Origin of the sequence: Azospirillum sp. A23 (assembly GCF_042938965.1) — a bacterium.
Lineage (GTDB): Bacteria > Pseudomonadota > Alphaproteobacteria > Azospirillales > Azospirillaceae > Azospirillum > Azospirillum melinis.
Genome location: NZ_CP170667.1, coordinates 860,680 through 873,008, shown reverse-complemented (window position 1 = coordinate 873,008; position 12,329 = coordinate 860,680). Strand labels below are relative to the sequence as shown.

Below are 12,329 nucleotides of genomic sequence, written 5' to 3'. Positions count from 1 at the left end.
GCGCGGACGCCGTCGTCAGGGGTACCGCCAACGCCGCCGCCGGACCGCCCCCGGTCCGTCCTTGGCAGGGGTTATCCCTGCGCTTTCAACGCCTTCAGCACGCCGGGCAGCGCTCCCGCCAGATCGTCGGAGATCAGACCGGGACCGAGCGCGCGCCCGGCCTCGCCATGCAGCCAGACCGCGGTGCAGGCGGCCTCGAACCCGTTCATCCCCTGCGCCAGCAGCCCCAGCACGATGCCGGCCAGCACGTCGCCGGTCCCGGCTGTGGCCAGATCGGGCGGCGCATTGACGTTGACCACGGCACGTCCGTCCGGGGCGGCGACAACGGTGTCGGCCCCCTTCAGCACGACGACAGCGCCGGAACGCGCGGCGGCGGCGCGCACCCGCGACAGCTTGTCGCCGTCCATCCCCACCGAATCGCCGAACAGCCGGGCGAATTCCCCTTCATGCGGTGTGAGGACACAGCGCTGGTCGAGCCGGTCGAGCAGTTCGTCCGCCGATTCGGCAAAGCTGGTCAGGGCGTCGGCATCCAGCACGCAGGCGCGGCGGGCGTCCAGCGCGGCCATCACCGCGGCGCGGGTCTGCGCGCCCCTGCCCGCCCCCGGCCCGACCAGCACCGCATTCCTGCGCGGGTCCTGCAGCAGCCGGGCAAAGGCGCCGGCGTCCTCCAGCGGATCGACGATCACGCTGGCGCAGCCGGCGGCATAGACCGGAAAGGCCTCCGGCGGGCAGGCGATGGTGACCAGCCCAGCCCCGGCGCGGAGTGCGGCGACCGAAGCGAGCCGCGCCGCGCCCGTCATCCGCGCGCCGCCCAGCACCACCGCATGGCCTCGCGCATATTTGTGGCCGTCCAGCGCCGGCCAGGGGAAGCGGTGGCTCCACAGCGACGGCTCGTTGACCGCGGTCTGCGGCGCGATGCCGTCGAGCACCCGGTCCGGAATGCCGATGTCGGCGACCACCACCTCGCCGCACAGGGTGCGTCCGGGCAGCAGCACATGGCCGGGCTTGCGGCGGAAAAAGGTGACGGTCAACGCCGCCTGCGGTGCGGCGCCGAGCACCCGCCCGCTGTCGCCATGCAGGCCACTCGGCACGTCGACGGCGACGACGGTGCGGCCCTCCATCGCCTCGACGATGGCGCGGGCGAGGCCGTCGAGCGGCCGGGTCAGGCCGGCGCCGAACAGCGCGTCGATGACCAGGGGATTGCCCTTCAGGATGTAGGGATCGGCCGCCTCGATCGGGCCGGGCCAGCGCTCCGCCGCCACCGCGGCATCGCCGGTCAGGGCCGAGCGGGTGCCGAGCAGCGCCAGCCGCACCGGCCAACCGGCCTCCAACAGCAGCCGGGCGATGACGAAGCCGTCGCCCCCATTGTTGCCGGGGCCGCAGAGCACGGCGGTCGGATGCGGCGCCCAGCGCTCGCACACCGCCCGGACCACGGCGGCGCCGGCGGCCTCCATCAGGGCCGGACCGGGCACTCCGGCGGCAATCGTCAGCTGGTCGGCCCGATACATCTCCGCGACGGACAGAAGCTCATCCATCCCCCACTCTCCCCGACCCTGGCTTGCCTTGCCGTTTCCTGGGCGGGCGAAGATGCGCACGCCCGCTCTACCCGTAAGCGATGTCTTCACCCGGGAAAATCCACGCCGACATGCGAAAAACGTCCGCGACGGCGGTCAAGCCGTGCGGACGTTTATAGAACAGAATTTTTCCAAGACGCGAAGAAGAAGATGGGGCGATGGATGGGACTCGAACCCACGACCGCTCGGACCACAACCGAGAGCTCTACCAACTGAGCTACCACCGCCGCCGTCAGCGTTTCCGCCGTCGGGAGCCGCGTTATGCTCCACCGCGGCTGGCCGGTCAAGCGGCTTTTTCACGAAAAGCGAAAAAACTTCTTTCGGAGCGGACCGGCACCCCTTTCTCCCGTCCGATGGGACCTTCGAACGTCGGTTGGCGCGGAGCGCTTGCGCCAGTTGCACAAATATTGTTCACTCCGCTGAATCCTTCGGCAGCACCCTGCCCCATCGGACGGCATCCGACCGTCTTATGACCAGCGTCGATGCCGCCGGACCGGATCGGCCGAATGTGGCACGCTCCATGCTTACCGTCGTCGTTGTCGGCAGTGCCGTGGACGGTGCCTGCCGGCGTTGGCACCTCGTACACGAGAGACCCATGAAGAAGATCGAAGCCATCATCAAGCCGTTCAAACTCGACGAGGTGAAGGAAGCCCTTCACGAAGTCGGGATCAAGGGGATCACCGTCACCGAAGCCAAGGGCTTCGGCCGCCAGAAGGGCCACACGGAGCTTTACCGCGGCGCGGAATACGTCGTGGACTTCCTGCCGAAGGTGAAGATCGAGGTGGTGATGGAAGACTCCCTGGTGGAACGGGCGATCGAGGCGATCCAGCAGGCCGCGCATACCGGCCGCATCGGCGACGGCAAGATCTTCGTCACGCCCGTGGAGGAAGTTGTCCGCATCCGCACCGGTGAGAAGGGCGCCGACGCGATCTGATCGCGCGACGTCCTCGCCTCGACCGTTCCGACCGGCCTCCCTCCGACCAGCATCCGCCAACATGCGCCGCTTTCCCCTCCCCCTCATGCCGGCCCCGGCCGCACACCTCGCCGAACGGCCGAAGGCCGCCTATGGCGAACGTGCGACTTTTTGGGTTGGCGCGTTGTGCGGGGAAGAAAGGCGTGAGATAACGTCCGCCGCGAGCGCCGCCCTCCGCCGCCAAAGCCCCGTAGGGGCTTCGACAGCGGCTTGACGCAGCGGGATCCAACCCTCTTAAAGCGTGGAAAAAGAGACATGTCCGACATCAGCAAGGTCTTCGACCTGATCAAGGAACACGACGTCAAGTACGTGGACCTGCGCTTCACCGACCCGCGCGGCAAGCTGCACCACACCGCTCAGCACGTCTCCACCATCGACGAGGACGTGTTCGAAGACGGCATCATGTTCGACGGTTCCTCGATCGCCGGCTGGAAGGGCATCGAAGAGTCGGACATGATCCTGAAGCTGGACCCGACGACGGCCGTGATGGATCCGTTCGCCGCCCAGCCGACGCTGAACATCCTCTGCGACGTGTACGATCCGGGCACCGGCGGTTCCTATGCCCGCTGCCCGCGCGGCATCGCCAAGGCCGCCGAGCGCTACACCGCTTCGGCCGGCATCGGCGACACCGTCTTTTTCGGCCCGGAAGCCGAATTCTTCGTGTTCGACGACGTGAAGTATTCCGTCGACATGAACAAGGTGTCGTACGAATTCGCTTCGGACGAGGGTTCCTACTCGTCGGGCAAGGACTATGAGGACGGCAACCTGGGCCACCGCCCGGGCACCAAGGGCGGCTACTTCCCGGTCGCTCCGGTCGACAGCTGCAACGACCTGCGCGCCGAGATGCTGAGCGTCCTGGCCGAGATGGGCGTTCCGGTCGAGAAGCACCACCACGAGGTGGCCGCCGCCCAGCACGAGCTGGGCATCAAGTTCGACACGCTGGTCCGCACCGGCGACAACATGCAGTACTACAAGTACGTGGTGCACAACGTCGCCCACGCCTACGGCAAGTCGGCCACCTTCATGCCGAAGCCGGTGTTCGGCGACAACGGTTCGGGCATGCACTGCCACCAGTCGATCTGGAAGGACGGCCAGCCGCTGTTCGCTGGCAACCAGTATGCCGACCTGTCGGAGCTGGCGCTGTACTACATCGGCGGCATCATCAAGCACGCCAAGTCGCTGAACGCCTTCACCAACCCGTCGACCAACAGCTACAAGCGCCTGGTCCCGGGCTACGAGGCTCCGGTCCTGCTGGCCTACTCGGCCCGCAACCGTTCGGCGTCCTGCCGCATCCCGTACGTCGCCTCGCCGAAGGGCAAGCGCGTCGAGGTCCGCTTCCCGGATCCGTCGGCCAACCCGTACCTGGCCTTCGCCGCCATGCTGATGGCCGGCCTGGACGGCATCCAGAACAAGATCCACCCCGGCGACGCGATGGACAAGAACCTGTACGACCTGCCGCCGGACGAGCTGGCCAAGGTTCCGACGGTTTGCGGCTCGCTGCGCGAAGCGCTCACCGCGCTGCGCGAGGACAACGAGTACCTGCGCAAGGGCGATGTCTTCTCGGCCGACATGATCGACGGCTACATCGACCTCCGCACGGAAGAGATGATGGCCTTCGAGACCATGCCGCACCCGATCGAGTACAAGATGTACTACTCGGTCTGATGTTGCCTCGCAGCGTCCGGCAACGGGCGCTGCGGCCGGTCATGCATCATTCGAAAGCCGCTCCCGGTTCGCGCCGGGGGCGGTTTTCTTTTTTGGCCTCTTCGATCCAGGCGCCGACGTCCGGTGGCGTGCATCCCCTGCGTTCTGCGCAGTCCGCCTTGGCGCAGTTACAGGCGGGGAACAGGCAGCCATCGCCGTTCAGGTCGGTTGCCCGCACCGCAAGGTCATAGCGCACACCGCGCATGATGGCCGGTCCGGCGGTGCTGTAGCGCTCGTAATGCTCCACGACATGGCGGACGCGGGTGAGCAGTTCGCGCCGTTGATCGTGTCCCGGATCCATGCTTACGCCCCCAATCGCCATCATTGCCGACGTCTACAGTGACGCTGGAAAGCCTTCCCCTGTTCCGCCATCCAAGCGCAGTACGGCGCATGGACGAGGATAGAGGGCAGGAATGATGCAGCGGTCCGGCTGTTGCCACTGCAGTGATCAAGTTGGCTGACCAAGACGGGAGAGCATGATGGACCGCGATCAACTGCGCCGCGTCGCCAAGGCGCTGGGCGACGTCCGCCTTTACGAAAAGCATCACACCGGCGAACTCATCACCATGCGCCTGCGCGACTCCCTGGCCGACAATCCCGGCTATGACGAGGAGGAGGTGGACAGGAAACTGCTGGAACTGGCGCGGGTGGCGCTGGAGGCCGCGGAATAGCGGGGCCGGGGGTGACGATGCGGCGGATGGCCTGTTGGTGGGGATGAACCGAGCCAACGAAGGAGCGAGCCGCCATGGCCGACGAGAAGACGTCCGATATGCCGCAGAATGACCGGTCCGCCAGCGACCGTCCGGCGGGCAAGCCGGTCCCGGTGAAGCCTGCGGTCGAACCGATGAGCGACAAGGACGAAGCGCCGCCGGGCACGCCGGGGACGGGCGAGAACATCGATCCGAAGACCGGCGAGACCTATGTTCAGGGCATCGGCGGAGCGTAAGGGCCGCCACCCCCTTTCCAAACGAAAAGGGCCGGCTCAGGAGCCGGCCCTTTCGCTGTCAAGACGCCCGCGTCACGCCACGAAGGGCGGAACAGCGGTGAAGTTGGCTGCCTTCTCGACGACCTGACCGACGCGCAGCAGCGTCTCCTCGTCGAACGGGCGGCCGATCAACTGGAGGCCGAGCGGCAGGCCGTCGGCACCGAGACCGGCCGGGACCGACATGGCCGGCAGGCCGGCGAGGTTGATCGGAACGGTGAAGACGTCGTTCAGGTACATCTGCACCGGATCGTCCATCTTCTCGCCGATGGCGAAGGGGGTGCTGGGGGCGGTCGGCGTCAGGATGACGTCGCAGCTCTTGAACGCCTCGTCGAAGTCCCACTTGATGCGCGTGCGCACCTGACGGGCCTTGTTGTAGTAGGCGTCGTAATAACCGGCCGACAGCACATAGGTGCCGATCAGGATGCGGCGCTGCACTTCCTTGCCGAAACCGGCGCCGCGGGTGTTCTCGTACATCTCCTTGAGGTTGCCGCCCTCGACCCGCAGGCCGTAGCGCACGCCGTCATAGCGCGCGAGGTTGGACGACGCCTCGGCCGGCGCGATGATGTAATAGGCGGCCAGCGCATATTTGGTGTGCGGCAGGCTGACTTCGACCGGCTCGGCGCCGGCCTCCTTCAACCAGGCGATGCCCTGCTCCCACAGCGCGGCGATCTCGGCCGACAGGCCCTCGACACGGTATTCCTTGGGAATACCGACGCGCAGGCCGCGGATGTCGCCGGTCAGGGCGGCGCGGAAGTCCGGCACCGGCATATCGACCGAAGTGGAGTCCTTCGGATCGAACCCGCACATGGAGCGCAGCATGATCGCCGCATCCTCGACCGTGCGGGTCATCGGCCCGGCCTGATCCAGCGAGGAGGCGTAGGCGACGATGCCCCAGCGCGAGCAGCGGCCGTATGTCGGCTTGATGCCGACGGTGCCGGTGTAGCCGGCCGGCTGGCGGATCGAGCCGCCGGTGTCGGTGCCGGTGGCACCCAGCGCTGCACGCGCGGCGATCACCGCGGCGGATCCGCCCGACGAACCGCCGGCGACGATCTTCTTTTCCCAGGCGCCGGGCGCGCCGGGGCTCCACGGGCTGACCGTCTCGCCCTGATGGGCGGTGATGGTGGCGGAGCCCATGGCGAACTCGTCCAGGTTCACCTTGCCCAGCATGACGGCGCCGTCGCGCCACAGCTGGGAGGTCACCGTGGACTCATATTCCGGCTTGAAGCCGTCCAGGATGTGGCTGCCCGCGGTGGTGGCAACGCCCTTGGTGCAGAACAGATCCTTCACCGCGATGGGCAGGCCGTCCATCGGACCGGCGGTACCCTGCGCGCGGCGCTCGTCGCTGGCCTTCGCCATCGACAGGGCGGCGTCGGGGGTCTCGGTGATGAAGATGTTGAAGGGGCGCAAGGCCTCGACCGCGCGCACATGCGCCTCGGTCAGCTCGACCGCGGTGAACTCCTTCTTGGCGAGGCCGTCCAGGGCCTCGGCCATCGTCAGATGCGTGAGCGCCGTCATCACTCGACCACCTTGGGCACGACAAAGAAGCCTTCGGCCGTTTCCGGACCGTTCGACAGGACCTGCGCGGCGTAGCCGCCGTCGGTGACCTCGTCCTTGCGGCGGCGCAGCTTCTGCGCGGCGACGCTGGTCATCGGCGGCACGTCCTTCGTGTCGACCTCGTTGAGCTGTTCCACGAAGGTCAGAATCTGGCTCAGTTCCCCAGCCAGGGATTCCAGTTCCTCGTCCGGCACCTTGATGCGGGCCAGATGCGCGATCTTGGCCACCGTGGCCTTGTCGAGCGACATGCCTCTACTCTCTTCCAAAACATTGGAAATCGGCCGCGAAGCTAGCACCCGCCGGCTTCATCCGCAACGATTGCGGCCATTCCGCCGCTCAGAAGGCGCCGGCATCGCCTTTCGCAAGCCCGGCGGCCAGCGCCAGCGGGCATCCGCAGGACGGGCATTGGGTGCGCTGCAACGCCTCCACCACCCGCGCGTCGGGGAGAAGGACGCCCAGAGTCGTCTCCACCGCCGTGATCTGACGCTTGTGGTCGGCGCTGGCGCCACAGGCGGCATCCAGCATGGCGCCGTAATCCGAACCGGACTGCGCGGTGATCGCCTTCGCCCCACCGGCGGCAAACAGCCCGGCACCGCCGGCGACAAGTCCGGCCAGCACCGCACGCCGGTTCGCATCCGCGCCCAATTTGCTCATCCGTCCGCTCCGTCGATGGTTCGGGCCACGCGGCAGCCGCGCCCGAGGCAGCCGCGTCCACAGGCGACCGACTATACGCCTCATGTCCCGCCCCGCCAGCGGCCCAATCATTAAATATTCGGAAGGTCAGGCGGCGATGGGGGCGGCCGAACACCAGCTGGCGTGATCCATGCGCAGCTTGAGCAGCGCAATGGGCCGGCCCGATGGCGTCACCCGCGTCTCCAGCGCGACGGGCGCCATGCCCATCTTGGCATAGAGCAGCAGGGCCGGTGTGTTGGTGTTGAAACAGTAGAGCGTCAGTTCGGGCAGGCGGTAATGGTTGAAGGCGCGGTCGATCATCGTCCGCACCAGATATTCGGCGATGCCGCGCCGACGCAGGGCCGGATCGACACTGACATTGCCGATGCTGGCGGTGCGGCCATCCTCGAAGGTGGCGTAGTTTGCATAGCCGACCACACGCTCCCGCCCATTCTCCGCCAGGGTGACGACGGTGGGATCGCGGCGGATGCCCAATGTCGCCCTGACCTGATCCGGGGTCAGCGGCCAGACCGCCCGCGGAAACAGGAAATAAAGTTCTTCGGCCGTGCGGGGAAAGCCGCAGATCGTAGGGATGTCGGCGTCGGCAAGCGGCCGGTGCGACAGGAGGGCATGGGAGAGGGGGCTGCTCATACTTAGAAGAGTAAGTATCTTTAACAACAACTCAAGCGATCTTGCGGTGACAAGGCTGCGGCCCTATGGTCGGATGATGATCCACACTCTCTGCGAACTCGCGGCCCGGCTGGGCAAAAACCAACGATTGCTTGGCCTTGACGTCGGCACCAAGACCGTCGGGCTGGCGGTGGCCGATCCCGGACTGATCGTCGCATCCCCAATCGGCACGCTGAAGCGCACCAAATTCACCCAGGACGCACGCGAGCTGGGCAAGACCATCCACGATTACAGCATCGGCGGGCTGGTGGTCGGATTGCCGCTGAACATGGACGGGACGGAGGGGCCGCGCGCCGAGTCGGTGCGCGCCTTCGCAAATAATCTGCTGGAGCGCTCCGACCTGCTGGGCTGGGAGGCGGAGATCGCCTTCTGGGACGAGCGGCTGTCGACCTCCGCCGTCGAGCGCTTCATGATCGGCGAAGCCGACATGACCCGCAAGCGCCGGGACGAGGTGGTCGACAAGATGGCCGCCGCCTACATCCTCCAGGGCGCGCTCGACATGCTGGCCAACCAGCGCCGCCTCGCCGCCGAAGCGGACGAAGGCGAGCGGGACGACGAAGACTACGACGACCGGGACTGACCGCGGCCCCGGCGGCGGTTCGGTCAGGCCTGGCGTTCGGGCTGAAGCAGTGCGGCACGGCGCAGCAGTTTGGACGGGTCGACCCCCTGCACCAACATCAGGGCGCTTGCCTTGACGAGAGCGGCCCGCGTGCCGGGGGCGAGCGCCAGCGCGCGACAGTAACAGCCCTCCGCCAGATCGGCGTGGCCGGCAGCGGCCAGCGTCTCCGCCGCCGCCAGCAGGCCGTCCATCGCCATGGCGAGATCGCCGTCGAGGTTCAGCGCCCCGGCGAAGGCCTGCACCGCCCCCGGCAGATCGCCCTGGCTTTCCATCACCAGCCCATATGTGGCCCACCAGACGGCGACGCCGGGACGGGCGGTGATGGCTTGGGCAATCGCCTCCTGCGCCTCGGCCCAGCGGCCGGCCTGCGCGGCGATCAGGCCTTGGCGATAGATGCTTTCGGCCTGATCCGGCGTCATCGTCCTGGTTCCCCCTCTTACGACTCGCTACGGCCGAGCTGGTCCATCAGTTCGCGCCACTCGCGCTTTGACAGGCCGCTGGCCTCCTGGGTCACCGGCTCGCCGGCCAGCAGGCGCTTCACCACGTCCAGGCCGGTGCGCGACAGGTGGGCGCCGCCCATGCGGTATTCGGTGAAGGACTCGTAGACCGCCGGGACCCAACGCTTCACCACGTCCAGCATCGCGTCGGCATAGACGCGGATCTCATACTGGGCATGGGCATCGGCGCGCAGCGACAGGAAATGCAGAAGGTTGTGGAGATCGACCTTCCAGTACCACTGCGTGTAGTAGTTCAGCGACAGGTTCATCCGCGCCAGCTCGCGCGCCAGCCCCTGGCGGGAAGGATCGATGACCGAACCGTCCTCGCGGTGGTTCAGCATCTCCTCATAATGGCCGTAGGCGCGTTCGGAATCCTCGCGCAGCAGCCGCATCACATTGGCGGCCTCCTCGCCCTCCAGCACGTCGCCGCGGCCCTGGCGGTTGACCACGGCCTGGGCGCCCAGCTGTTCCGGCGCCGGCACGTAGAACTCGCGGTCGAGGATGGAATAGCGCGCCGAATATTCGTTCACGTTCGCGGTGCGGTGGCGAATCCACTGGCGGGCGACGAAGATCGGCAGCTTCACATGGAACTTGATCTCGCACATCTCGAACGGGGTCGAGTGGCGATGGCGCATCAGATACTTGATGAGGCCGGAATCCTCGCTGACCTTCTTGGTGCCCTTGCCATAGGACACGCGCGCCGCCTGCACGACCGCAGCATCGTCGCCCATATAGTCGATGACGCGGACGAAGCCGTGGTCCAGCACCTCCAGCGGCTGATAGAGGATGTCCTCCAGGGCCGGGACGGTGGCGCGGCGGGTGGTGGCGGTGACGGCGCGCAGGCGATCGATTTCGTCGCGCTGCTCGGGCGTGATCGGCATGGTGACTCCGGGGCTGCAACGGCCGGACTCTTAAGCAGTGCGGGACGAGGGTGCAAGCCGCCTTTCTGGAATGCGCCCTACCCGCGTCACCGCAACGCATTTGGCGATCACGTCACACAAGCCCTTCCCTTGCCGGGCGGGAGTGCCTATATTCGCGACGTCGGTTCGCCGACTATGGCGATAAACGCCTTGTGGAATAAGCGTTGTGGACCCGGGGGCGGTACCCGGCGCCTCCACCAACCATACACCGGACTCGTTGACCGGGGTCGTTGGGGGCGAAACAGGATCGACACGCGTAGTAAAGGCATGGTTTTCGCTCGGCATGGTTCCGCCGTTATCGGGCCGTTGCAATAGTTGCCAACGACAACGTTGCTCAGGCTCGCCTCGCTGCCTAACGGCGGCTGGTAGCCTAAACCTAATCCCCGAGGGTTAGCGCCTAAGGGTGGGGCCGTGGGCCGCCTAGCAACAGAAGGCCCACACCTCTCTTCCCAGCGTTTCGTGCCGGCCCTTGGCCAAGGCGGGACGCAAGACCGATCGCGTTACCAGGGACCCGCCCAAGCATGCCGAAAGAGCAGCTCCGCTATGACCGGATGGTCGAAACCGCGTTGCGAGGCGTTGTCCGCGACGCGCTGACCGAGGTTGCCGAGCGCGGCTTGCCGGGCAATCACCATTTCTACCTGACCTTCCGCACTGGCTTCCCCGGTGTCGAGATCCCGGATTACCTGTCCTCTCAGTATCCGAACGAGATGACCATCGTCCTCCAGTTCCAATATTACGGGCTGGACGTGACGGATGATCATTTCGAGGTCACGCTGAGCTTCAACAACGTGCATGAGCGGCTGGTGATTCCCTTCGCCGCCATCACAACCTTCGCCGACCCGTCGGTGAACTTCGCCCTCCAGTTCCAGCCGCTGGCCGCCGCCGAATCGGCGGAGGTCGCGACCATGCCGCCCCGTGCCGCCGCCGAGCGTGCGGAGGAGAAGGCAGAGGAAAGCGCCCCGGCCGAAGAGCCGAAGCGTGGCGAGGTCGTGGCCCTGGACGCCTTCCGCAAGAAGTAACTTTCCGAACAGATGCCCGCCCAGCCGCCCAGCGAGTATGTCGCGACACTCTGCGAGATGCTGGCGCCGCTGGGCGACGTGCGTGTGCGCCGCATGTTCGGCGGCTATGGCCTGTCCATCGACGGGCTGACCTTCGCGCTGATCGCCGACGAAATTCTCTATTTCAAGGCGGATGACGTGAACCGAGCGTCCTTTGCGGAGCTGGGCCTGGAGCCCTTCCGGCCGATGCCGGACAAACCCACCACCCTGTCCTACTACCCACCTCCCGATTCGGCGTTCGACGACCGCGATGAACTGCTGCCCTGGGCCCGGTCGGGGTTCGAGGCGGCGCTGCGGGCCGCGGCGAAGAAAGCCGCAAAGGCGAAGCGGACATAAAGCGCCCTCTCCCGCGTCGGGAGAGGGCGTATTCCCCTCAGATATTCTCGGCCATGTGGACCGTCGCGTTGCTCGCCTGGGCGCCGGTGGTGCGCTGGCGCATCTGACGGGCGAAACGCAGGGGGTTGGGAATGAGGTTCAGCATCGAGCCGAGCTTGCCGACCGACGAGGTCGCCTTGCCCACCGCCATCACGTCGGCCAGACGGCGGTCGATGAAGGCGCGGGTCTCGGCATGGTCGTCCGACTTGTCGTCCAGCCAATAGAAGGTGGAGGAGCTGACCACCGCCGCCAGCAGCGCCCGCTTGGTGTAGTGGTTGTAGTCGGTCGAACTGTCGCCGGCGGCGAACCACATGGCATCGACCGTGCGGTAAAGCAGCCGCAGGCCGAGCGCCACATTCTGCGGCATGGCCAGATAGGACAGCTGCCGGCGCTTGGCCTCGCGGTACGGCTCCAGCACCTCGAAATAAGTGCGAACGGCGAGCGAGATGCGCTCGCGCACCTTCATCTCGGCCAGCGGCTGGGCCTCCAGCCGGTCGAGCATCTGACGGTCGGCCCAGTCGGCGAAATGCTCCACCGCATCGGTGACGCCGCCGGGGAAGGCGCGCAGCAGCGCCGACGGCTCATGTCCCGCCGTCTGGGTGCCGTCGCGCAGGGACTGCAGGCTCCAGCCGTCGAAAACGACGTTGGGCAGGCTCGCCACCAGGATCTCGTCGCGAAGCGTGTCGATGCTCATAGCAAACTCTCCCT

At 66.8% G+C, this 12,329-nt stretch carries 16 protein-coding genes, 1 tRNA gene and 1 other RNA gene; 8 read left to right on the top strand and 10 right to left on the bottom strand.

Features of this window, described 5'->3' with window-relative positions:
- Positions 1-71 precede the first annotated feature (71 nt).
- Both ABNQ40_RS21515 and ABNQ40_RS21510 read right to left on the bottom strand, forming a co-directional pair.
- Positions 72-1,535 carry an NAD(P)H-hydrate dehydratase gene (locus ABNQ40_RS21515; RefSeq protein WP_391348840.1) on the bottom strand — a complete coding sequence of 488 codons (1,464 nt, stop codon included), beginning with the start codon at positions 1,533-1,535 and terminating at the stop codon, positions 72-74.
- Positions 1,536-1,725: 190 nt separating this feature from the next.
- Positions 1,726-1,801: transfer RNA gene (locus ABNQ40_RS21510), tRNA-His, on the bottom strand.
- A 368-nt stretch (positions 1,802-2,169) separates the two neighbouring features.
- Between ABNQ40_RS21510 and ABNQ40_RS21505 the strand changes: the two genes are divergently transcribed.
- Together ABNQ40_RS21505 and glnA are read left to right on the top strand one after the other, a co-directional pair.
- Positions 2,170-2,508: a P-II family nitrogen regulator gene (locus ABNQ40_RS21505; protein WP_012974531.1), complete on the top strand. Its 339-nt coding sequence runs from the start codon at positions 2,170-2,172 to the stop codon at positions 2,506-2,508.
- Between the two features lie 294 nt (positions 2,509-2,802).
- The gene (gene glnA, locus ABNQ40_RS21500; RefSeq protein ID WP_109050284.1) at positions 2,803-4,212 is read left to right on the top strand and encodes a type I glutamate--ammonia ligase; all 1,410 of its coding nucleotides are present in this window, start codon (positions 2,803-2,805) and stop codon (positions 4,210-4,212) included.
- A 46-nt stretch (positions 4,213-4,258) separates the two neighbouring features.
- Here glnA and ABNQ40_RS21495 read toward each other — a convergent pair whose 3' ends face one another.
- The gene (locus ABNQ40_RS21495) at positions 4,259-4,552 is read right to left on the bottom strand and encodes a hypothetical protein (protein WP_199235346.1); all 294 of its coding nucleotides are present in this window, start codon (positions 4,550-4,552) and stop codon (positions 4,259-4,261) included.
- Positions 4,553-4,727: 175 nt separating this feature from the next.
- Here ABNQ40_RS21495 and ABNQ40_RS21490 point away from each other — a divergent pair, with 175 nt between their 5' ends.
- Positions 4,728-4,922, top strand: a complete 195-nt coding sequence (locus tag ABNQ40_RS21490; protein WP_109050285.1) for a hypothetical protein — start codon at positions 4,728-4,730, stop codon at positions 4,920-4,922.
- Positions 4,923-4,996: 74 nt separating this feature from the next.
- Entirely contained in the window at positions 4,997-5,197 is a 201-nt protein-coding gene (locus ABNQ40_RS21485) for a hypothetical protein (protein ID WP_109050286.1), read from the top strand.
- A gap of 72 nt (positions 5,198-5,269) precedes the next feature.
- On the opposite strand, the gene gatA is transcribed toward ABNQ40_RS21485, so the two are convergent.
- The 4 genes from gatA to ABNQ40_RS21465 all read right to left on the bottom strand — a co-directional run bounded on the left by gatA (position 5,270) and on the right by ABNQ40_RS21465 (position 8,113).
- Complete coding sequence (gene gatA, locus ABNQ40_RS21480; protein ID WP_109050287.1) at positions 5,270-6,751, bottom strand: Asp-tRNA(Asn)/Glu-tRNA(Gln) amidotransferase subunit GatA; 1,482 nt, start codon at positions 6,749-6,751, stop codon at positions 5,270-5,272.
- Positions 6,751-7,038: an Asp-tRNA(Asn)/Glu-tRNA(Gln) amidotransferase subunit GatC gene (gatC, locus tag ABNQ40_RS21475; RefSeq protein ID WP_042691134.1), complete on the bottom strand. Its 288-nt coding sequence runs from the start codon at positions 7,036-7,038 to the stop codon at positions 6,751-6,753. The genes gatA and gatC overlap by 1 nt, the downstream gene beginning before the upstream one ends.
- 88 nt (positions 7,039-7,126) lie before the next feature.
- Complete coding sequence (locus ABNQ40_RS21470) at positions 7,127-7,444, bottom strand: hypothetical protein (RefSeq protein ID WP_109050288.1); 318 nt, start codon at positions 7,442-7,444, stop codon at positions 7,127-7,129.
- A 126-nt stretch (positions 7,445-7,570) separates the two neighbouring features.
- Positions 7,571-8,113, bottom strand: coding sequence for a GNAT family N-acetyltransferase (locus ABNQ40_RS21465; protein ID WP_109050289.1), 543 nt, complete (start codon positions 8,111-8,113; stop codon positions 7,571-7,573).
- Between the two features lie 73 nt (positions 8,114-8,186).
- Here ABNQ40_RS21465 and ruvX point away from each other — a divergent pair, with 73 nt between their 5' ends.
- Positions 8,187-8,732 (top strand): Holliday junction resolvase RuvX, encoded by a 546-nt coding sequence (gene ruvX / locus ABNQ40_RS21460; protein WP_391348833.1) that lies wholly within the window; start codon positions 8,187-8,189, stop codon positions 8,730-8,732.
- 23 nt (positions 8,733-8,755) lie between these two features.
- Here ruvX and ABNQ40_RS21455 read toward each other — a convergent pair whose 3' ends face one another.
- Positions 8,756-9,190 (bottom strand): hypothetical protein, encoded by a 435-nt coding sequence (locus tag ABNQ40_RS21455; RefSeq protein ID WP_247879839.1) that lies wholly within the window; start codon positions 9,188-9,190, stop codon positions 8,756-8,758.
- A gap of 17 nt (positions 9,191-9,207) precedes the next feature.
- Complete coding sequence (thyX, locus tag ABNQ40_RS21450) at positions 9,208-10,149, bottom strand: FAD-dependent thymidylate synthase (RefSeq protein ID WP_109050290.1); 942 nt, start codon at positions 10,147-10,149, stop codon at positions 9,208-9,210.
- Between the two features lie 120 nt (positions 10,150-10,269).
- Here thyX and ssrA point away from each other — a divergent pair.
- The 3 genes from ssrA to ABNQ40_RS21435 all read left to right on the top strand — a co-directional run bounded on the left by ssrA (position 10,270) and on the right by ABNQ40_RS21435 (position 11,582).
- Positions 10,270-10,630: a transfer-messenger RNA gene (gene ssrA / locus ABNQ40_RS21445) on the top strand.
- A 79-nt stretch (positions 10,631-10,709) separates the two neighbouring features.
- A complete protein-coding gene (locus ABNQ40_RS21440) occupies positions 10,710-11,207 on the top strand; it encodes an SspB family protein (protein ID WP_109050291.1) in 498 nt (165 codons plus the stop codon).
- A gap of 12 nt (positions 11,208-11,219) precedes the next feature.
- Positions 11,220-11,582, top strand: a complete 363-nt coding sequence (locus tag ABNQ40_RS21435; protein WP_098739512.1) for a TfoX/Sxy family protein — start codon at positions 11,220-11,222, stop codon at positions 11,580-11,582.
- A gap of 37 nt (positions 11,583-11,619) precedes the next feature.
- Here ABNQ40_RS21435 and ABNQ40_RS21430 read toward each other — a convergent pair whose 3' ends face one another.
- Complete coding sequence (locus tag ABNQ40_RS21430) at positions 11,620-12,315, bottom strand: COQ9 family protein (RefSeq protein ID WP_109050292.1); 696 nt, start codon at positions 12,313-12,315, stop codon at positions 11,620-11,622.
- Between the last annotated feature and the right edge of the window lie 14 nt (positions 12,316-12,329).